Here is a 19,149-nt window from a genome sequence, read left to right as displayed (position 1 = left end):
GCCCGACGGGAGGAGCACGCGAGAGGGATGCGGTGCGGGGGGCGTCACGCGGTGTGCCCCTCCAGGTCGTCCCGGACCCGGCGGGCGAACCAGCCGACGGCGGCCTCGCGCTCCGAGAGCGGACCCGGCTCGAAGCCGGGCGTGCGCAGTCCGGCCTGCACGCGCTCCACCAGCTCGGCGTCCTCGTCGTTGGTGACCCAGCCGATGTGGATGTTCAGCCGCCGGGCCAGCCGGGTGCGGACGCTCTCCCCGTGCCGGGTGTAGAAGCCGCCGGGGATCGCCGCCCGGTCCTGGGCGGTGGGCAGGGCGGTCCACGCGAGCACGTGGTCAGGGTAGAAGTCGATGAGCGTGTTCGGGTAGATCACGGCGTAGCGCCACACGCGCCGGTCGGCCTCGGTCAGCCCCGGCATCGGGGACGCCAGGCGCTGATAGAGCCGTTCCGTCCAGTTCGAGGATGGTTTGTCGCGCAGTGGTGACTCGAACAGGACGTAGTTCTCCTGCACGTCCACCGTGTACGCCTGGTAGTCCAGCAGCCGCATGAGCGCGGGATGGGCCACGGGGACGTGGTAGCCCTCGAGGTAGTTGTCGACGATCACCTTCCAGTTGGCGTGCTGCTCCTCGCCGCCCGCCTGGTCGTGGATGCGGTGCCTGCCGACGGGGACGAGGCCGGGCCCGGCGTAGCGGCCGACGGCCTCGGCGAGACCGGCGCAGGTCTTCGCGAGCGGCGCCGCCTCGAGGTCGAGGTTGACGAAGACGAAGCCGAGGAAGGACTCCACGTTGACCGGGTGCAGCCCGAGCCGTGGCTTGTCCAGGCAGGGGATGCGGCGCGCCTCGGGGGCGCCGACGAGTCGTCCGTCCAGCTTGTAGGTCCAGCCGTGGTACGGGCACCGGATCGCCTTGCCCGACGGTTCGGGAGCGGTGACCAGGCGGGTGCCGCGGTGCCGGCAGACGTTGAGGTGGGCGGCGAGGCCGCCGTCCTCGGTCCGGACGATCAGGACCTCACGGCCTGCGACGGTGGCGGTGAGGCGGGCGCCGGGCTCGGGGAGGTCGGATTCGTGGCAGGCGAGCTGCCAGGACCTCGCGAAGATGTGCTCGGTCTCGGCCTCGGCGACGGCCGGGTCGGTGTAGTAGCGGGCGGGCAGTGCTTCCCCGGGGTGTCCGCGTTCGGGGGGCGGCTCGGGCGGGGCAGGGGAGACGGCGTCGGCTGCCCGGGTGGTCGAGGGGTGCATGTGGGGTCCTCCTCCGCGCCGCGACGGCGGCGATGGGCGGTGAGGCTGTGGCCGGAGCGAACGGCGGGTCCAGGGCCTGGCGCGGCTCGGGCCTGCCGGATCCGGCTGACTAATTGGTTAGTCAGAGTGGGGCGGTCCGGGTGGCAAGTCAAGACTTGTGGGCTGACTAATTAGTTAGTTAGTGTCGGGGCAGGCGGACGACCGGGGCCACAGAAGGCCCCGCACGCATTCCGCAAGCCTGCGGACCAGATTCCGCGCCGCGTCGGGTGTCCGGTCCGGACACCCCGGTCCCCGGGAGACGCACGGCCCCGGCCGGTCGCCCCGCACAGCTCCCCGCCCCTCTCGTCACGGCGTCGGAGCACCTTCCGTCCACGCCATCGCCGCGCCACCCCGTCCGGCGGACCACCCGCAGACGGTGCGACCCAGGAGGCACGCATGAGCGCTCGCCGAAGTCTGGTATGGCTCGGCCTCACGCCCGAGCCCGAACAGGAACTGCCCGCCGCGGTGGCCGCCCTGCGGGCCCCGGCGGCCGGCCGCCCGCAGGCGGCCCTCGTCGCCGCCGAGCGGCACCGCGTCGAGCGGCTGGTGCTGCGCGGCACGCAGCGCGGCTGGCTGCGCTACCTCCGCGAGGTCACCGACCTGGTGGTCGAGGCCGGGGAGGGATCCGCGCCCGCCGACCCGCGGGCGGCACTGGTGGCGGGCGAGGTCGTCCTCGATCACCACCGGATGCTGATCGGCCTGCCGGGCGCCGGATACGTGCGCACCGCCACGCAGCGGCGCGATCTGGAACGGGCGCTGGTACGGCTCAGAGCCCGCACCGGCCCCGGCCCCTCCGGCCCCTCGAGCCACTCCGAACCCAGGAGCACCGCATGACCGGCGTCTTCTCCCTCCTCCCCGACGGACGGCCCGGCCTCCTCGACCCGCTGCCCTCCGGCACCGGGCTGTCCGGCGGCAGCGAGGACCTCTCCCGCTATCTGGCCGCGGGGGGTTACGCGCCGCTGCCCGCGCCCGACCGCCTGCTCGACCGGCTCGCCGCTGCGGGACTGCGCGGCCGTGGCGGAGCCGGATTCCCCGCCGCTCTCAAGATCCGTGCGGTGCGTGACGCACCGGGCCCGGCGGTCGTCGTCGCCAACGGTGAGGAGGGCGAGCCGGGCTCCGTGAAGGACCGCTGGCTGCTGCGCCACCGGCCGCACGCGGTCCTGGACGGCATCCGGCTGGCCGCCGCCATGACCGGAGCCGCCCGCGGCTGTGTGTACCTCTCCGACGCGCCCGCCGAGCGGGCCGTGCGCCGGGCGCTCGCCGAGCGCCGTCCCCAGCCGCCCGTCGACGTCGTCCGTACGGAGCACACCTATGTCGCGGGGGAGGAGACCGCCGTCGTACGGCGTGTCGACGGAGGCCCGGCACTGCCCACGGCGAAGCCCCCGCGCCCCTTCGAGAGCGGTGTCGGCGGCGCGCCCACCCTCGTCGCCAACGTGGAGACGCTGGCACGTGTCGCGCTCACGCACTCGCACCCCGGGGCCGCGGACGCCGTCGCCGGAGCCCATCTGGTGACCGTCTCGGGCCCCGGTGGCGCGGGCGCGCTGATCGAGGCGCCCGCGGGTACCCACCTCAAGGTCCTCGCCGACCTGTGCGGACACGGCAGAGCCGAAGCAGTGCTGCTGGGGGGCATGTTCGGTGGCCTGCACGGTGCCGGCTGGACCGATCTTCCCCTCGACCACGACGGTCTGAGCGCGGCCGGCGGAGCCCTCGGCTGCGGGGCGCTGCACTTCCTGCACCCGGAGGACTGCCCGGTCGGGGTGGCCGCCGAGGCGGCCGCCTACCTCGCGGCGCAGAGCGCCCGGCAGTGCGGAGTCTGCGTGTCCGGCACCGGAGCGCTGGCCAGAACCCTCACGGCAGTCGCCCACGGGCGGGCGGACCACGACGCGGCCGGCCGGTTGCACCGCTGGTCGCGGCAACTGCCCGGACGCGGGGCCTGCGGACTCCTGGACGCCACCGCCCGCATCGCCGCCACGCTCCTCGCCCACTTCCCCGACCGGGTCGACGCCCACCGCGGCTCCGCCTGCCGCGCCTGCGCGGGCGCCGCGCCCGAGGACGGACGCCGATTCACGGTGCCGGTGCCCTGAGCCGCAACCGGGCCCCGCCACGCACCCTCACCCCGCCGCACCGAAAGGACCGCACCATGAAACTCCTGATGGACTCCACCCGCTGCCAGGGCTACGGCCTCTGCCAGGAACCCGCGCCCGAGCTGATCGACCTCGACGAGTGGGGCTACGCACAGGTGCGCGAGAGCGACGTCCCGCAGGGCGGCGAGGAAGCCGCCGTGGCCGCGGTCGCCGCCTGCCCCAACTCCGCGCTGCGGTTGGTGAAGTGACATGGGACGCGACCTTTCGGCGCTCTTCGACCCCGTCTCCGTCGCCGTCGTCGGCGCCAGCGACGACCCGGCCAAGTACGGTCACGCCATCGCCGCGCAGGCCGTCCGCGCGAACGGCCGCCGCCCCGTCCACCTGGTCAACCGGCGCGGCGGCACGGTGCTCGGCCGTACCGCGGCCCCCAGCCTGAGCGCGATCGGCGAGCCCGTCGACCTGGCCGTCGTCTCCGTGCCCGCCGCGGGCTTCGAGGACGCCGTCGACGAAGCCCTGCGGTGCGGGGCCCGGGCCATCGTCGCGATCACCGCCGGCTTCGCCGAGACCGGCGACGCGGGACGGGCACGCCAGCAGGCCGTCGCCGAACGCGTACGTGCCGCGGGCGCCGTGATGGTCGGGCCCAACTGCCTGGGGATCGCCGACAACAGCACCGACCTCTTCCTCGCCTCCGACACCTTCACACCCGGGGGCATCGCACTCCTCAGCCAGAGCGGCAACCTCGCCCTCGAACTCCAGCTCCGCTTCCGCCCGCACGGCCTCGGCTTCTCCCGCTTCGTCTCGCTCGGCAACCAGGCCGATGTCACCCTCGTCGACCTGCTCGCCGACTGCGCCCGGCACGAGGGCACCCGGGCCATCGCGGTCTACGCGGAGGACTTCGCCGACGGACGCGCCTTCGCCGAGGCGGCCGCCGTCGCCGGGAAGCCGGTGGTGCTGCTCACCGCCGGACGCGGCGACGCCTCCGCACGCAGCGCCCAGTCCCACACCGGGGCGCTGACCACGTCGGCCGACGTGGTGAGCGCGGCCTGCCGCGACGCCGGAGTGGAACTGGTCGCCACCCCCCGCGAACTCACCGTCGTCCTGGCCGCGTCGAGCGGGGCCCGGCGGGCGGCGGGCCGCCGGGTCGCCGTACTCACGGACGGCGGCGGCCACGGCGTGATCGCGGCCGACGCCGTCGAGACCGCCGGCCTGACCGTGCCCGAACTCACGGAAACGACACGGCGCCGGCTGCGCGAGACACTGTGGGAACAGTCGGCCGTCGCCAACCCGGTGGACCTCGCCGGCATGGGCGAGCAGGACCCCGGCTCATACGCCGGGACCGTCGCCGCGCTGCTGGCGGCCGAGGAGGTCGACGCCGTCCTGCTGACCGGCTACTTCGGCGGCTACGCGGCCGCCGAGGGCGGGCTCGGCGGAGGCGGTACGGTGCTCGCCGACGGCGAGCGGGAGGCCGCGCGCCTCATCGCGGCCCGGCACCGCGCCATCGCGAAACCGCTCGTGGTGCAGTCGATGTATCCCGAGTCACCCAGCTGCCGCACCCTCGCCTCGGCGGGCATCCCGGTCTTCTCCGCCACCGAGGACGCCGCCCGCGCCCTCGCCGCCGCGGCACCCTGCGCACCGCACACCGGCGTCGCCCCTCTTCCCCGGCCCGCGCCCCCGCTGCGCGAGAGCGGCTACCTGGAAACCCGCCGGGCCCTCGAAGCAGCCGGACTCCCCTTCCCGGCCGCCCGGGAGATCCACGACGAGTCCGAACTGCTCGCCGTCACCGAGGAGTTCCCCGGCCCGTACGTCCTGAAGGCCCTGCATCTCCTGCACAAGTCCGACGCCGGCGGGGTCGCCCTGGGCCTGGCAGAGCCGGCCGAACTGCTCGCCGCCTTCCACGAGATGCACGCCCGGCTCGGCGCCTCCTCCTACTCCGTGGAGGCCATGGCGGACCTGACCGACGGCATCGAGCTGATCGTCGGTGTCAACCGGGACCCGCGTTTCGGCCCGGTCGCCATGGTGGGCCTCGGCGGAGTGCTGGCGGAGGCCCTGCACGACGTCGCCTTCACCCTGGCCCCCGTGCCCGCCGACCGCGCCCTGCACCTCCTGCGCGGACTGCGCACCGCCGCCCTGCTCGGCGGGGTGCGCGGCCGCCCGTCCGTGGACGTCGCCGCGGCCGCGGCGGCCGTCGAGACGATCACGGCGTTCGCCGCCGCGCACCCGGAGATCGCCGAGATCGAGGTGAACCCGCTGCTCGTCCGCCCGCACGGGGTCCTCGCCCTCGACTCCCGAGCCGTACTCGCCTGACCCGCCCCGCCCGACCCGCCGTACCCCTGACCGAAGAGGCCCCCATGGACATGCGCTACACCCCCGAGCAGGCCGACCTCAAGCGCCGCGCCGCCGACTACGCCCGCCTGCTCATGCGTTACGAGGACCAGTCCGAGCAGGCCGGCGGACCCCTGCCCGAGCAGCTCGTCACCGAACTGACCCGGGCCGCCATGGACGCCGGCGTCTACGCCATCAACATGCCGGCCGAATGGGGCGGCGCCGGACTGAGCCTGCTCGACCAGGTCATCGTCGAGGAGGAGTTCGGCAAGGTCACCAACTGCCTCTGGGACATCCCCTGGCGGCCCGCCAACGTCCTCGCCCAGGGCGACGAGCGGCAACGCGAGAAGTACCTGCTGCCCGTCATCCGCGGGGAGAAGTTCGACGCGTTCGCCGTCACCGAGCCCGGCGCCGGCTCCGACCCGTCCTCCGGGACCTCCACGGCCACCCGCACCGACGGCGGCTGGCTGCTCAACGGGGAGAAGTGGTTCGTCACCTGCGGAGACATCGCGGACTTCCTGCTGGTGCAGGCGGACGCCGGCCCCGACCTGCTGCCCACGCTGTTCTTCGTCGACAAGGCCTCCCCGGGCGTGGAGATGACCCGCGTGCCGCGCTTCATGCACTCCGCGGTCAACGGGCATCCCGAGTTCACCTTCACCAACGTCTTCGTGGCCGACGAGGACGTACTCGGCGGTGTCGGCAACGGCTACGAACTGACCAAGGAATGGTTCACCGACGAACGCCTGATGATCGCGGCACGCACCGTCGGCGCGGCCGAGCGGGCCCTGCGACTCGCCCGTGACTGGGCGGTGGAGCGCGAGCAGTTCGGGGCGCCGATCGCCTCGTACCAGCTGATCCAGGGCATGCTCGCCGACTGCGCCGTGGACATCGCCGTGAACCGCGCCTACACCCACCAGGTCGCCTGGGAGGCGGACCAGCCGGGCACCGACCGCAAGACGCTGCACGCCAAGGCGTCCACCGCCAAGCTCGCCGCCAGCGAGGCAGCCGGCCGGGTCGCCGACCGCTGTCTGCAGATCTTCGGCGGCCGCGGCTACGACCGCACCTACCCCGTCGAGCGCATCTACCGCGAGCTGCGCGTCGACCGGATCTGGGAGGGGACCTCCGAGATCCAGCGGCTGATCATCGCCAACGAGCTCGTCAAGCGCGGGACCCGCGCCCTGGCCCTGCCCACGCACTGACACCGCCCACCCCGATCACTCCACAGCGAGGACATCCATGGACTTCCGTCTCACCCCGCGCCAGACACAGCTCAAGGCCCGGGCGCGCGCCCTCACCGACTTCATCGCCGACTACGAGCTGCAGTGCGAGGAGGACAACGGCCTGCCCGCGAGCGCACACGCCAAGATCCGCGACGCCGTCCTCGACGCGGGGCTCCAGGCGGTCAACATGCCGGCCGAATGGGGCGGCGCCGGACTCACCATCGCCGAACAGGCCACCGTGCAGGAGGAACTGGGCCGGCTCACCGGCGCCCTGTGGGACATGGTGTGGCGCCCCGCCAACGCCCTCAGGTTCTGCACCCCCGAGCAGCGCGAACGTTTCCTCGTCCCGGTCATCAGGGGCGAGCGGCGCGACTGCTACGCCGTCACCGAGCCCGGCGCGGGCTCGGACCCGCAGAACCTGGCCACCACGGCCACGAAGAACGACCACGGCTGGGTGCTCAACGGCGAGAAGTGGTTCGTGACGGTCGGCGACCACGCCGACTTCATGATCGTGCTCGCCGCCGCGGGCCCGGAGCGGGCGCCGACCCTGTTCCTGGTGGACAAGGACACCCCCGGAATCGAGATGACGCGGGTGCCGCGCTTCATGCACACCTTCGTCTACGAGCACCCCGAGTTCACCTTCACCGACGTCCAGGTGGGCGAGGCCGCCGTGCTCGGCGGCCTCGGCGAGGGTTACGACATCACCCGCTCCTGGTTCACCGAGGAACGCCTGATGATCGCGGCACGCACGACCGGCGCGGCGGAACGGGCCCTGGAACTGGCCCGTGACTGGGCCGTGGAGCGGGAGCAGTTCGGCGCCCCCATCGCCACGTACCAACTCGTCCAGGGCATGCTCGCCGACTGCGCCGTGGACATCGCCGTGAACCGCGCCTACACCCACCAGGTGGCCTGGGAGGTGGACCGGGCCTCGGCCGAGGACCGCAAGACGCTGCACGCCAAGGCGTCCATCGCCAAAGTCTCGGCGAGCGAGGCCGCCGGCCGGGTGATCGACCGCTGCCTGCAGATCCACGGCGGCCGCGGCTACGACCGTTCCTACGCCGTCGAACGGCTCTACCGCGAGCTGCGCGTCGACCGGATCTGGGAGGGCACCTCCGAGATCCAGCGGCTGATCATCGCCAACGAACTGGTCAAGCGCGGCACAGGGGTCCTGGACCTGCCCGTCGCATGACGCCCGGGGCCGGGGCCACGGCAGGCCCCGGCCCACGAACGGCCGGCCGCACCCGGACGGCACCGACACGACCCGCCACACACCGGAGAGGAACACGGATGACCGACATCGAGCGCGTGGGGGTGGTCGGCTGCGGGCTGATGGGCGCCGGCATCGCCGAGGTCTGTGCCCGCGCCGACGTACCGGTAACGGTGGTGGAACGCGACGCGCAGACGGCCCGCGCGGGCCTGCGGCGGATCACCCGCTCGCTCGACCGGGCGGTCGCGCACGGCAGGCTGAGCGCCGAGCGACGCGAGGCCGCCGCCGCCCTGATCACCGTCGTCGACCAGCTCGAAGCCCTGCACGACCAGGACCTGGTGATCGAGGCCGTGGCGGAGGACGAGCGCCTCAAACTCGACGTCTTCGCCCGCCTCGACCGCGTGATCACCGGTGACCGCACCGTCCTCGCCACGAACACCTCCTCCATCCCGGTCATCCGGCTCGCCACCGCGACCACCCGCCCGGAGAGCGTCCTCGGCGTGCACTTCTTCAACCCCGTACCGGTCCTCAGACTCGTCGAACTCGTCCCGTCGCTGCTCACCGCGCCCGCCACCGCGGCCCGCGCGGAGACCTTCGTGACCGGCACGCTCGGCAAGGAGGTCGTCCGGACCCGGGACAAGGCCGGATTCATCGTCAACGCGCTGCTCGTGCCGTACCTGCTGGCCGCCGTCCGCATGGTGGAGACGGGCAGCGCGACGGCCGAGGACATCGACCGCGCCATGGCCCTCGGCTGCGCACACCCGCTCGGCCCGCTGGCCCTCGCGGACCTGATCGGCCTGGACACCACCCGCGCCATCGCCGAGTCGCTGTACGCCGAGTTCCGCGAGCCGCAGTACTCGCCCCCACCGCTGCTGTCCCGGATGGTGGAGGCCGGTCTGCTGGGGCGGAAGTCCGGGCGGGGCTTCCACACGTACGACGAACAGCCGCGGCGTGAGGCGGCCGCACCGGCGGGGCAGCGGTGAGGGAAGATGGTCACGGCGTACGACCACCGAACGAGGGGAGCGGCCGGGTGTCCACCAAGGTGCGCACGGCAGACACGCGCGAGCGCATCCTGACCGCGGCGTGCGAGGTCATCGCCGAGATCGGCTTCGAGAAGATCCGGATGCGCATGGTCGCCGAGCGGGCCGGCGTGTCCACGGCCCTGCTGCACTACCACTTCGACACGCGCGAGAAGCTGTTCACCGAGGCGATGACCCACTCCTTCGCCAACACCGCCCTCGACGTCGAACGCGACGCGGAGACGGCACCGGCGGCGGTCGTCCTCGCCCGCATCCTGCGCAGCCTGCTGCCCACCGATCCCGAACTGCGCCAGGACTGGCGGCTGTGGCAGGAGCTGTGGGCCCGCTCCCTGCGCGACGAGACCACCCGGACCTTCGCCGTCGACCTCTACGCCCAGCTGCACGCCTGGGTGGCCGACGCGGTACGGCGCGGCATGGCCTCCGGCGAGTTCACCCCGACCGACGTCGACGACCTCAGCACACTCGTCCTGTCCCTCAGCGACGGCTACGGCATCCGCCTGATGCTGCGCGATCCGACAGTCACCCTGGACAGGGCCCTCGCCTCCATCTGGCGCCAGGTGTCCTCCGCACTGGGCCTGCCGGACTCGTTGCCGGCGGAGTGAACCCGGCCCGCCGCGGACGCTCGTCCGGACGGTCCATATTGCGGTACGGACGGGTAACCCCCAGGTGAGACGTGTAATCCATAACGATCTCGGCCGAAACCTTGTGTGAATCCTGTGTACCTCTAGCCTCCCGACATGGCTTTTCTTTCAAGTCGCCGCAGAAGGGCACGTCTCGCCCCGGAACTCGACGACCAGGACCTGGGCAAGCTTCTGAAGACCCTCCTGGCGACCACGAGGACCGGGACGATCGCGACGACGGACCTGTGCGTGGCGCAGATCTCCCGTCTCCTGGAACAGGACCCGGGCGACTGGGACCGCCGGACACACCGCATCGGTGTCCTGGCGGACTTCCTGGCCGAATCGCATCTGCCCCGGTCCTGGGCCACGCGTGACCCGCGCAACCCGAGCGCGCTCGTGCTGCACGCGTGGACCCAGGTGGTGAGCGCCCGCTCGCGGGGGCATCTGGAAGACAGGGCCGACGTCGTCGAGAGTTGTCTGCGGGCCGCCGAACTCGCCCCGGAAGACCCGACTCCCTGGGTTGCCCTGCTGGGCGTGGCACGCCTGGAACGCTGGGAGCAGCCCCAGGTGTTCGGAGTGTGGAACGAGGTGCTCACCCGCGACCGCTGGAACCGCGAGGCCTACCTGAGCATGCTGACCTATCTCACCCCGGAGGAGTCGGGGACTCGCATGCAGGTTCTGGAGTTCGTGGACGGCCTGTCCGCGCGGATGCCGGCGAACGCGCCCTGCGCGGCGACGGAGCTGACCGCCCAGGTCTTCCAGTACCACTCCGTGCTCGAGCGGGGCGGGTTCGAAGCGCTGGTGGCGCGCAATCACTGGTCCCATGCGATGGCGGCCCAGGCCCTCGAGCGGGTGGCCCAAACCTGGGTGCAGCCGGGTTTCCTGCGTCACGCCAGGACTCTCGCCGACCTCAACCTGCTCGCCTACGCGCTGATGGCCGCCGACCGGCGCCGCGAGGCCCATGTGGTCTTCGAAGCACTCGGTGGCGTCGTCAGCGCCTGGCCCTGGCAGACCGGCGGTGACCCCCTGACGGAGTTCGACCATGCACAGCGGAGGGCCTCCGCCGGGCTGTGAAGGGGCGCCCCGGCCTCCCGCGTGCTCAGCACAGGCCGCGTAATTCGAGCGGGCGGGCACCGTCCTCCGGGCTGCGCCGCTTGAGTTCCCGGGCCCACTTGACGAGGAACACCGGCAGGAGCACCGCATGGGCGGCGAGCAAGGTGACGTACAGCGTGAGGAAGACCTTCCGGTCGCCCAGGAAGAGGAAGGTCAGGCACAGCAGACCGTAGTCGAGGGGCAGCAGTGCCATGCCGCGCACGGCGGAGGGCGGCCAGCGGCCGGTGTCCGGGTCGGCCTGCCGTCTCCTCAGCTGTTCCGTCAGGATCCCGCCGAAGAACAGCACCACGGCCGTGAACTGGAAGGCGAGCGGGACGAGCAGCAGGGCGGGACGTTCCAGGCCGAAGAATCGGTAGAAGGAGATCAGGACGGCCGCGTGGATGCCCAGGAGTTTCGCGCAGTCCACGACGTGGTCCATCCACTCGCCGGTGAGGCTCGAGGTCCGGTGCAGCCGGGCCAGCTGACCGTCCGCGGAGTCGAGGGCGAAGCCGAACGCCAACGCGAGCGCGACCCATGACCCGAGCGTCCTCGAAGGGGGACAGACGGCGGTCGCGGCGACGGCCGTGAAGGTGACGAGGGCGCTCACGGCCGTCACTTGGTTGGGCGAGAGCCCCAGGTGGTGCGCCGTCGCCGCGAGCAGCCGCCCGGCCGGCCGATTGACGAACCGTGCGTAGAGGGAAACCCCTCTGCCGGGCTTCTGCGCCTCGGAGAGATGCCTCAGCGCGCTGGAGAAGTCCATTCTGCAACCTCACGCAGGTACGGGTGAGATGGTCACCGCCCACGAGTCCTCCGGCTGCATTCCTGCAGCTCGCCCAGCGATGGCTGTCTCACCACGGAAGGCGGCTGTCCGGCAAAGGAACTCATGGCCCCAAAGTAGTTTTCGGGGCCCCGCCCACCGGACGGGACGAGCGGGATTGGTCATAAGATCCATCCGATCGGCCGTGATCTCTCGACCGACGGCGGTGGTGGCGACCGACGTGACGGGTGGGGGACCATGACGGTCATGGGTCTGTCGACGGCGTTCACGGAACTGTTCGGTGTGGCGCACCCCATCGCCCTCGCCCCGATGGGCGGATCGGCCGGAGGCGCGCTGACGGCGGCCGTCTCGCGCGGCGGCGGGCTCGGGCTGCTGGGCAGCGGGAACGGGGACCGGGACTGGCTGGCCCGCGAACTGCCCGTACGCGCCGAAGAGGGTGCGGGGAAACCCTGGGGCATCGGTTTTCAGACATGGGCGATCGACGACGGCGCGGTCGCCCGGGCACTGGAGCACGACCCTACGGCGGTGATGTTGTCCTTCGGCGATCCCGGTCCGTTCGCGGAACGCGTCCGCAGCGCGGGCACGGCGCTGATCATCCAGGTCACCGACCTCGAGGAGGCCCGCAGGGCGGTGGATCTGGGCGCCGACGTGATCGTGGCGCAGGGCACCGAGTCCGGCGGACACGGAGCCCGGCACGGAAGGTCGACGCTGCCCTTCGTGCCCGTCGTGGTGGACCTGGCGGCACCGGTGCCGGTGCTGGCGGCCGGCGGGATCGCCGACGGCCGTGGCGTGGCGGCCGTCCTGGCGCTGGGGGCCGCCGGAGCACTGCTCGGCACCCGCTTCCTGGCCACGGCCGAGGCTCTCGTCGCCCCCGCGACCACCAGGGCGATCGTGGAGGGAGGCGGGGAGGACACCGAGCGCAGCAGGGTGCTGGACATCGCCCGCGGCTCACGCTGGCCGGCCCGGTACACCGCGCGCACCCTCGGCCACCCCTTCCTCGACGAATGGCGGGGCCGGGAGGACGAACTCGCGTCCTCCCCGCATGCCCGGCAGGCGTACCAGGACGCCGTGGCATCCGGCAGCATCCCCGCACTGCCGCAGTGGGCCGGCGAGGCCGTCGACCTCATCGACGACGTGCCGTCCGCGGCCGATCTGGTCGGCACCCTGGCCGCGCAGGCCGAGGAGGCGCTGGCCCGAGCCGGCAGACGCTGACCGCGACCGCCGGACCGCCCCGCATGTCACAAACGGCCGGGCTGTCTCGTCTCGTGTCTCGGAAAGACGTTCCGAGGGTTGAGGGGTGACGGTCATGCGGGTGTTCGTGGCAGGTGGGAGTGGGGTGCTGGGGCAGCGTCTGGTGCCCCAACTGGTGGCCCGGGGGCACCAGGTGACGGCCACGACGACGAGTGCGGCCAAGCTGGGCCTGGTGCAGCGGCTGGGCGCGAACGGTGTCGTGATGGACGGGCTGGACGCGGCGTCGGTGGGCGACGCGGTGGCGGCGGCCCGTCCGGACGTGATCGTGCACCAGATGACCGCGATCTCCATGGCCCACGCCGGCAAGCCGGACATCAAGCATCCGGACCGCTGGTTCGCCCAGACCAACCGGCTGCGCAGGGAGGGCACGGACCACCTGCTGGCCGCGGCCGAGGCGAACGGCGTGCCCCATGTGGTCGCGCAGGGCTACGCCAGCTGGAACGGGATCCGCGAGGGCGGCTGGGTGAAGACCGAGGAGGATCCGCTGGACCTGCTGGAGGGCACGGCGGCGCAGGTGGGACTGGAGACGCTGCGCTACGCCGAGGACGTGGTCCTCAAGGCCGGCGGCGCGGTCCTGCGGTACGGCGCGTTCTACGGGCCGGGCGCCATCGACGACCAGGTCGAGCTGATCCGCAAGCGACAGTACCCGCTCGTCGGGCGGGGCACCGGCTACAGCTCGTGGGTGCACCTCGACGACGCGGCGGGCGCCACCGTCCTGGCCTTGGAGCAGAAGGTCCAGGGCGTGTTCAACATCGTCGACGACGAGCCGGCCCCGGCGAGCGAGTGGCTGCCGTGTCTCGCCGCGTGCGCGGGAGCGAAGCGGCCGATGCGGGTCCCGGTGTGGCTGGCCCGGCTGCTGGCCGGGGACCAGGCGGTGGTGATGATGACCGAGGGACGTGCCTTCTCCAACGCCAAGGCCAAGCGGCAGCTCGGCTGGCAGCTCCGTTATCCGTCGTGGCGACAGGGATTCGAGGAGGAGCTGTCGTGACCTCGGAGGCCGGGACGGGCAGCACCCGGGCGGAGCAGTTCGAGGAGCTGCGGCCGCTGCTGTTCTCGATCGCCTACCGGCTCCTCGGCAGCGTGAGCGAGGCCGAGGACGCGGTCCAGGAGACCTGGCTCCGCTACGAGACCACAGCGGCCCGACCCACTTCGGTCAGGGCGTTCCTGTCTTCGGTGGTGACCCGGGTCTCGATCGACGTGCTGCGGTCGGCCAGGGTCCGGCGGGAGGAGTACATCGGGCCGTGGTTCCCGGAGCCCCTGCTGACCGACCCGTACGAGGATCCGGCGCGGTCCGCGGAGCTGGCCGACTCGGTGTCGATGGCGGCCCTGCTCCTGCTCGAGCGGCTCAGCCCGCTCGAGCGTGCGGTCTTCGTGCTGCGCGAGGTGTTCGGATACGGCTTCGCGGACATCGCGTCGGCCGTGGGGCGCGGGGAGGCGGCGTGCCGTCAGCTCGCCGTGCGGGCGCGCCGTCACATGGACGCGGGCAGGCCGCGATTCGAGGCCGACCGGAAGGAACGCGAGGAACTCGCCGAGCGCTTCTTCGGAGCGTTCCGGGAGGGGGACGTCGACGGGCTGCGCGATCTGCTCGCCGCGGATGTCCACCTGGTCAGCGACAGCGGTGGCAAGGCACCGCGGTGGGGCAAGGGCGTGTTCGGCGCTGAGAAGGTGGCCCGGGCACTCACCGTGATCGTCCCTCTCTTCGCACAGGTCGGTGGCGTCGTGGAGCCGCATCTGATGAACGGCCAGCCTGGCGCGATCTTCCGCGACCGTGACGGCAGGGTCGTCAACACCTGGACCCTCGACATCCTCGACGGACGGATCCAGACGATCCGCACGGTACTCAACCCTGACAAGCTCGGGCACGTGGGGCCGGTGGCGGACGCCTGGGCGGTCGTCCACGAGGTGCGGCAGGCAAGGCGCTCCCCACAAGGTCCGGAAGGCCCACTCGCGTGAGCGGCCGGCGCCGTCGGCTCGCAGCAAGGCGCCCGAAGCACGTACTCGTTGAGCCGTGTGACGCGCTCGTGGACGGCCGCCTTGTCGGTCACGGCAACCGACTCTTGTTAGCCACTTAGCCAACATGCTAAATATCGGGTGTGGCAGAAGCGCAGGACGAGACCGGAGTCTTCCGGGCCCTCGCCGACCCGACGAGACGTCAGATCCTCGAGTACCTCAGAGAAGGCGAACTCGCGGCCGGTGAGATCGCGGCCAGGTTCCCGATCAGCGCACCCTCCGTCTCGCGGCACCTCGGTGTGCTCAAGGGAGCCGGCCTGGTCACCGAGCGCCGGGAGGGCAACCGGATCCTCTACACCCTCGCCGAGGACCGCCTGGCGACCGGCATCGGCAGGTTCCTCAGCGCCGTCTGCCCCGAACAGATCGTGCTGCGCCACACCAGATGGCGCCCAGGGGCGCAGAGCGAGGAATCATGAGACAGCCGCACCTTTCCAGCGTCATCGAGCGACGACTCCTGGTGAACTACCGGGTCGACCCGGACGTCGCCGCACGCCTGCTCCCCGAGCCGCTGCGCCCACAACTCGTGCGCGGCCACGCGGTCGCGGGCATCTGCCTGCTGCGTCTGGGACACGTTCGACCGGCCTGGGCGCCCAAGGCCCTCGGTCTGCGGAGCGAGAACGCCGCGCACCGGATCGCCGTCGAATGGGACGGACCGGACGGCGTCGAGACCGGGGTGTACATCCCACGGCGCGACACCGCCTCCCGGGTCAACGCCTGGGCCGGGGGCCGTGTCTTCCCCGGTGAACACGGCCGCGCCGACTTCCAGGTGCACGAGACACCCGGCCAAGTACGCGTGGCCCTGGCGTCCTTGGACGGCGACACACGAGTCGACGTGACCGTCGAGCTGTCCGACGAACTGCGCGGCAGCGAGCTCTTCGCCGACCTCCCGGAGGCCTCCCGCTTCTTCCGTAGCGGAACCAAGGGCTATTCGGCCACCGTATCGGGCCGTCACCTGGACGGCATGGAGCTGAGCACCAGCGCCTGGCACGTGGAGGCCGGCCGCGTCCGCTCCGTCACGTCGTCCTTCTTCGACGACCCGGACCGCTTTCCGCGAGGGAGCGCGACGTTGGACTGCGCCCTGGTCATGCGGAACGTGCCCGTCGGCTGGCGGCCTCTGCGGAGCATGGCGACGAACCGGGACGCTCAGGCCGCCTGATCGAAACACACCGCCTCACGCATCCACGTCCGCGGCGACTCTTCAGGCCGCGCGGGTGAACAGGGGAAGGTAACCGAGGGACTGTCCGGGGGCCGTCGGGTGGTACGACTCGGTGAGGTCCATCCACTCGACGCTGCGCAGCCAGGGGCTGGACGAGCAGATCTCGTGCCCGCTGAAGGCGGCCCGTGGGTCGGCGAACGTGAACCCGTGATCGGCGGCGCGCAGGGCGATCATGCTGTTGAGGTGGTCCACGGCCTCGTTGAGCGCCAGCCTCTCCGTGTCCTGGAGGCCGCGCGAGCAGGTGCCGTGGAGCTGGTAGAAGTGGGGGTAGCCGAGCACGACGACATGGGCGGCGGGCGCCTTGGTCCTGATGGTGGCGTAGAGACGGTCGAGGTTGTCCGCGAGGGTCCCGTCCACGTAGGAGAGGGCACTGGTGATGGCGGACAGACACGCGGTACGGCCCGGCAGCAGGCAGGTCCCCATGACCCGGGCGAAGCCCGCGTCGCTACCGCCGACCGTGATGCTGACCAGGCCGGTACGTGGGCCGAGCGGGCCGAGCTGACTCGCCAGGACATCGCTGGTCCGTGCGCCGTTGCACGCGGTGAAACTGAAGGTGGACGGTGCGTGGGCCGCGGCCCACAAGGCGGGGTACGCCCGGCTGCTGCGCAGGCAGTTGCCGCCGGAGGCGAGATAGCTGCCGGCTCCGACACCGGCCGAGTAGGAGTCACCGAGAGCCACGTAACCCGTGGCCACCGTGCTGGGCGCCGGTTCCGCGATCGCCGGACCGGCGAGAGTGCAAGCGGCCGCGAGGAGCAGGGAGGACCCGTAGGACGCTATTCGGGGCTGTCTCATACCTCTCCTGTATCGCGGCCCTGCCCGTATCGCCCGCCGTCGCCCTCCACCCGGCTCAGCCGCCTTGACAAACATCGGCGGCAATGCCGTACCCGAAGCGCCCAGCACTCGCAGGGAGGCCGAGCGCATTCAGGCATGCGGTGCCGTGCCGTTCCCGCGCCGGACGTCACCCGGTGGGCCGTCACCCGTACGGCGGCGCCCGCACAGCGACTCGGCGCACCACCGTGGTGGTGATGCGCGGTCTCAGCCGGCCGGGTCCACGTTCCAGTACCCGGGTAGATCGCTGCCACAGAAGACGCAGACGAAATCGCCCTCGCGCACGATGTTGTGCTCCTGGCAGCGAAGGCAGCGCCGAAAGACGACCTCGTGAGTGAAGCCGCTCGGATGCCCAAGTCCCGCCTGTTCCAAGGCCCGAGCCACCGCCGGCCATGAACTGACGTCCGGGCGGTACCCGGTCGACTGGTTGCTGACCTCGCACACCGACCAGCGGCCCGCCTCGCGGACGAAGGCGATCTCGCCGGCGCTCAGGACCGGTTCTCCACCCGCACAGGCCACATGCTCGCTGCGACGCGGAGCCAGCCGCAGCAGGCCGTCGGTTCCGACCACGAAGGTGAACGGCTCGGCCAGTTCGCCGGTGGACCGTTCCGCGATCCAGGCGCCGAAGTCGGCCGCAGTACCGATCCGGCACCCCTCACTGCCGGGCAGAACGACAGCTCTCAGATCCGCCGGTCCCACATACCGATAGCCCCGCCGCCCGACGCTCACCCGGGACACCCTAGAGGCCGGACCCGAATTCCGTCCCTACATTGGCATGGACCTGACGCCGCCGGATCGCTAGGCTCTGCTCCGCCACATGTGAGAGCGCTCTCAGGCATCGGCTGTTCCATCCCCACCACTGGAACGACGAAGGGCAACGCCCATGAGACGCAAGAGACTTGCACATTCACTCCTGGCCGCACTCCTGGTTCTCGGCGGGCTGAGTGCGGCAGGCGCCTTCCCCGCCTCGGCGACCGGCTCCACCGCCGAAACCGCCGCACCCGCGCCCGGGTCCGCATCCACGTCGGCCAAGTCCGCGTCCGACGGAGTCGTCACCGCGATGCGGCGGGATCTCGGCCTGACGCGGAAGCAGGCCGAGGCGCGGTTCGCGGCCGAGCGGGCCGCCGAGACGCTCGCTCCCAAGGTGCGCCGGGCGGCCGGGGACGCGTACGCGGGTTCCTGGTTCGACGCCGCGCGCGGACGCCTGGCGGTGGCACTCACCCCGAACGCCTCGACGGCCACACGCCGGGCGATCGAGGAAGCCGGTGCCGACGTCCGCACGGCCGTGCACAACGCCGAACGGCTGGACACGGTCAAGGCACGCATCGACCGGCTGTCCGCCCCCGCGGGGGTGAGCGGCTGGCACGTCGATCCGAAGGCCAACACGGTCGTCGTGGACGTCGTGCGTGCCGCGCGGTCCGACAACGATGTCCAGCGCTTCGTGTCCCGAGCCCGCCAGGCGGGTCCGGTCACCGTCGAGACCGTCGCCGCGGCACCGCGGACCTTCGCCGCGGGCACGGTCGGCGGCGACCCGTACTACACGGGCAACGTCCGCTGTTCCATAGGCTTCTCGGTGTACGGCGGCTTCGTGACCGCCGGGCACTGCGGCCGGCCCGGCGCCGGGGTCAGTGGCTGGGACGGTTCCTACATCGGCACCTTCCAGGGCTCCTCGTTCCCGGACAACGACTACGCGTGGGTGAGCGTCGGCAGCGGCTGGTGGACGGTTCCGGTGGTCCTGGGCTGGGGCACGGTGCCCGACCAGCTCGTGCGCGGCTCGGCCGTGGCGCCCGTCGGCTCGTCGGTGTGCCGTTCCGGGTCCACCTCGCACTGGCACTGCGGCACGGTCCTGGCCACGAACGAGACCGTCAACTACAGCCAGGGCGCGGTGCACGAGCTGACGAAGACGAGCGTGTGCGCCGAACCCGGCGACTCCGGGGGCTCGTTCATCACCGGTGACCAGGCACAGGGCGTCACCTCCGGCGGCTGGGGCAACTGCACCAGTGGCGGCGAGACCTGGTTCCAGCCGGTCAACGAGATCCTCAACCGCTATGGCCTGACCCTGCACACGTACTGACCGCACGCGCTCGCACCGGGGGTTCCGTCCGCACATCGGCGGAGCCCCCGGGGCGACGCCGGCGGCAGGAGTGGGCGTCCTGTGCAGAAAGAGTCACGAAGGCTCCTTCGATGTTGCTTTCCGCTTTCAAACAAGGCCG

General features: G+C 72.0%; 19 protein-coding genes. 15 read left to right on the top strand and 4 right to left on the bottom strand.

Annotated elements, in window-relative coordinates:
• Window positions 1–44: 44 nt before the first annotated feature.
• The gene (locus AC07CM_RS27085; protein ID WP_478879035.1) at window positions 45–1,229 is read right to left on the bottom strand and encodes an aromatic ring-hydroxylating oxygenase subunit alpha; all 1,185 of its coding nucleotides are present in this window, start codon (window positions 1,227–1,229) and stop codon (window positions 45–47) included.
• A 435-nt stretch (window positions 1,230–1,664) separates the two neighbouring features.
• On the opposite strand from AC07CM_RS27085, the gene AC07CM_RS27080 reads away from it, so the two are divergent.
• From AC07CM_RS27080 to AC07CM_RS27040, 9 genes are all read left to right on the top strand, one after another.
• A complete protein-coding gene (locus AC07CM_RS27080) occupies window positions 1,665–2,102 on the top strand; it encodes a hypothetical protein (protein ID WP_478879034.1) in 438 nt (145 codons plus the stop codon).
• Window positions 2,099–3,352 (top strand): NADH-ubiquinone oxidoreductase-F iron-sulfur binding region domain-containing protein, encoded by a 1,254-nt coding sequence (locus AC07CM_RS27075; RefSeq protein WP_478879033.1) that lies wholly within the window; start codon window positions 2,099–2,101, stop codon window positions 3,350–3,352. Before AC07CM_RS27080 ends, AC07CM_RS27075 begins: the two co-directional genes overlap by 4 nt.
• Before the next feature lie 56 nt (window positions 3,353–3,408).
• Window positions 3,409–3,600 (top strand): ferredoxin, encoded by a 192-nt coding sequence (locus AC07CM_RS27070; protein ID WP_478879032.1) that lies wholly within the window; start codon window positions 3,409–3,411, stop codon window positions 3,598–3,600.
• Window position 3,601: 1 nt separating this feature from the next.
• Window positions 3,602–5,656 carry an acetate--CoA ligase family protein gene (locus AC07CM_RS27065; protein ID WP_478879031.1) on the top strand — a complete coding sequence of 685 codons (2,055 nt, stop codon included), beginning with the start codon at window positions 3,602–3,604 and terminating at the stop codon, window positions 5,654–5,656.
• Window positions 5,657–5,700: 44 nt separating this feature from the next.
• Window positions 5,701–6,873 (top strand): acyl-CoA dehydrogenase family protein, encoded by a 1,173-nt coding sequence (locus AC07CM_RS27060; RefSeq protein ID WP_478879030.1) that lies wholly within the window; start codon window positions 5,701–5,703, stop codon window positions 6,871–6,873.
• Between the two features lie 37 nt (window positions 6,874–6,910).
• Window positions 6,911–8,083 (top strand): acyl-CoA dehydrogenase family protein, encoded by a 1,173-nt coding sequence (locus AC07CM_RS27055; RefSeq protein WP_478879029.1) that lies wholly within the window; start codon window positions 6,911–6,913, stop codon window positions 8,081–8,083.
• A gap of 98 nt (window positions 8,084–8,181) precedes the next feature.
• Window positions 8,182–9,084: a 3-hydroxybutyryl-CoA dehydrogenase gene (locus AC07CM_RS27050; protein ID WP_478879028.1), complete on the top strand. Its 903-nt coding sequence runs from the start codon at window positions 8,182–8,184 to the stop codon at window positions 9,082–9,084.
• Between the two features lie 47 nt (window positions 9,085–9,131).
• The gene (locus AC07CM_RS27045; RefSeq protein WP_478879027.1) at window positions 9,132–9,743 is read left to right on the top strand and encodes a TetR/AcrR family transcriptional regulator; all 612 of its coding nucleotides are present in this window, start codon (window positions 9,132–9,134) and stop codon (window positions 9,741–9,743) included.
• 135 nt (window positions 9,744–9,878) lie between these two features.
• On the top strand, window positions 9,879–10,835 hold the full coding sequence (locus tag AC07CM_RS27040) for a hypothetical protein (protein WP_478879026.1): 957 nt from the start codon (window positions 9,879–9,881) through the stop codon (window positions 10,833–10,835).
• 25 nt (window positions 10,836–10,860) lie between these two features.
• Here the strand turns inward: AC07CM_RS27040 and AC07CM_RS27035 are convergent, their stop codons facing one another.
• Window positions 10,861–11,613: a CDP-alcohol phosphatidyltransferase family protein gene (locus AC07CM_RS27035; protein ID WP_478879025.1), complete on the bottom strand. Its 753-nt coding sequence runs from the start codon at window positions 11,611–11,613 to the stop codon at window positions 10,861–10,863.
• A 264-nt stretch (window positions 11,614–11,877) separates the two neighbouring features.
• Between AC07CM_RS27035 and AC07CM_RS27030 the strand changes: the two genes are divergently transcribed.
• The 5 genes from AC07CM_RS27030 to AC07CM_RS27010 all read left to right on the top strand — a co-directional run bounded on the left by AC07CM_RS27030 (window position 11,878) and on the right by AC07CM_RS27010 (window position 16,048).
• Window positions 11,878–12,843 carry an NAD(P)H-dependent flavin oxidoreductase gene (locus AC07CM_RS27030; protein WP_478879024.1) on the top strand — a complete coding sequence of 322 codons (966 nt, stop codon included), beginning with the start codon at window positions 11,878–11,880 and terminating at the stop codon, window positions 12,841–12,843.
• A gap of 94 nt (window positions 12,844–12,937) precedes the next feature.
• Entirely contained in the window at window positions 12,938–13,870 is a 933-nt protein-coding gene (locus AC07CM_RS27025) for an NAD-dependent epimerase/dehydratase family protein (protein WP_478879023.1), read from the top strand.
• On the top strand, window positions 13,867–14,835 hold the full coding sequence (locus AC07CM_RS27020; protein ID WP_478879022.1) for an RNA polymerase sigma-70 factor: 969 nt from the start codon (window positions 13,867–13,869) through the stop codon (window positions 14,833–14,835). Before AC07CM_RS27025 ends, AC07CM_RS27020 begins: the two co-directional genes overlap by 4 nt.
• Window positions 14,836–14,975: 140 nt before the next feature.
• On the top strand, window positions 14,976–15,308 hold the full coding sequence (locus AC07CM_RS27015) for a metalloregulator ArsR/SmtB family transcription factor (protein ID WP_478879021.1): 333 nt from the start codon (window positions 14,976–14,978) through the stop codon (window positions 15,306–15,308).
• On the top strand, window positions 15,305–16,048 hold the full coding sequence (locus AC07CM_RS27010) for a DUF2071 domain-containing protein (RefSeq protein ID WP_478879020.1): 744 nt from the start codon (window positions 15,305–15,307) through the stop codon (window positions 16,046–16,048). The genes AC07CM_RS27015 and AC07CM_RS27010 overlap by 4 nt, the downstream gene beginning before the upstream one ends.
• Window positions 16,049–16,090: 42 nt before the next feature.
• On the opposite strand, the gene AC07CM_RS27005 is transcribed toward AC07CM_RS27010, so the two are convergent.
• Window positions 16,091–16,900: an SGNH/GDSL hydrolase family protein gene (locus tag AC07CM_RS27005; RefSeq protein ID WP_478879019.1), complete on the bottom strand. Its 810-nt coding sequence runs from the start codon at window positions 16,898–16,900 to the stop codon at window positions 16,091–16,093.
• A gap of 243 nt (window positions 16,901–17,143) precedes the next feature.
• On the bottom strand, window positions 17,144–17,665 hold the full coding sequence (locus tag AC07CM_RS27000) for a hypothetical protein (protein ID WP_478879018.1): 522 nt from the start codon (window positions 17,663–17,665) through the stop codon (window positions 17,144–17,146).
• A 154-nt stretch (window positions 17,666–17,819) separates the two neighbouring features.
• On the opposite strand from AC07CM_RS27000, the gene AC07CM_RS26995 reads away from it, so the two are divergent.
• Window positions 17,820–19,010: a S1 family peptidase gene (locus AC07CM_RS26995; protein WP_478879017.1), complete on the top strand. Its 1,191-nt coding sequence runs from the start codon at window positions 17,820–17,822 to the stop codon at window positions 19,008–19,010.
• Window positions 19,011–19,149 lie beyond the last annotated feature (139 nt).

The sequence above is a fragment of the Streptomyces sp. NPDC044061 genome, from assembly GCF_056434305.1.
Note: the sequence above shows the minus strand (reverse complement) of the source record. Positions and strands in the feature narration are given on the sequence as shown.

Bases quoted from the DNA above. Each gene is read 5' to 3' on its own strand.
- AC07CM_RS27035 (WP_478879025.1), bottom strand. From the start codon at position 11,613: ATGGACTTCTCCAGCGCGCTGAGGCATCTCTCCGAGGCGCAGAAGCCC.
- AC07CM_RS27005 (WP_478879019.1), bottom strand. From the start codon at position 16,900: ATGAGACAGCCCCGAATAGCGTCCTACGGGTCCTCCCTGCTCCTCGCG.
- AC07CM_RS27080 (WP_478879034.1), top strand. From the start codon at position 1,665: ATGAGCGCTCGCCGAAGTCTGGTATGGCTCGGCCTCACGCCCGAGCCC.
- AC07CM_RS27030 (WP_478879024.1), top strand. From the start codon at position 11,878: ATGGGTCTGTCGACGGCGTTCACGGAACTGTTCGGTGTGGCGCACCCC.
- AC07CM_RS27055 (WP_478879029.1), top strand. From the start codon at position 6,911: ATGGACTTCCGTCTCACCCCGCGCCAGACACAGCTCAAGGCCCGGGCG.
- AC07CM_RS27050 (WP_478879028.1), top strand. From the start codon at position 8,182: ATGACCGACATCGAGCGCGTGGGGGTGGTCGGCTGCGGGCTGATGGGC.
- AC07CM_RS26995 (WP_478879017.1), top strand. From the start codon at position 17,820: ATGAGACGCAAGAGACTTGCACATTCACTCCTGGCCGCACTCCTGGTT.
- AC07CM_RS27065 (WP_478879031.1), top strand. From the start codon at position 3,602: ATGGGACGCGACCTTTCGGCGCTCTTCGACCCCGTCTCCGTCGCCGTC.
- AC07CM_RS27040 (WP_478879026.1), top strand. From the start codon at position 9,879: ATGGCTTTTCTTTCAAGTCGCCGCAGAAGGGCACGTCTCGCCCCGGAA.
- AC07CM_RS27025 (WP_478879023.1), top strand. From the start codon at position 12,938: ATGCGGGTGTTCGTGGCAGGTGGGAGTGGGGTGCTGGGGCAGCGTCTG.
- AC07CM_RS27085 (WP_478879035.1), bottom strand. From the start codon at position 1,229: ATGCACCCCTCGACCACCCGGGCAGCCGACGCCGTCTCCCCTGCCCCG.
- AC07CM_RS27070 (WP_478879032.1), top strand. From the start codon at position 3,409: ATGAAACTCCTGATGGACTCCACCCGCTGCCAGGGCTACGGCCTCTGC.
- AC07CM_RS27060 (WP_478879030.1), top strand. From the start codon at position 5,701: ATGGACATGCGCTACACCCCCGAGCAGGCCGACCTCAAGCGCCGCGCC.
- AC07CM_RS27075 (WP_478879033.1), top strand. From the start codon at position 2,099: ATGACCGGCGTCTTCTCCCTCCTCCCCGACGGACGGCCCGGCCTCCTC.
- AC07CM_RS27010 (WP_478879020.1), top strand. From the start codon at position 15,305: ATGAGACAGCCGCACCTTTCCAGCGTCATCGAGCGACGACTCCTGGTG.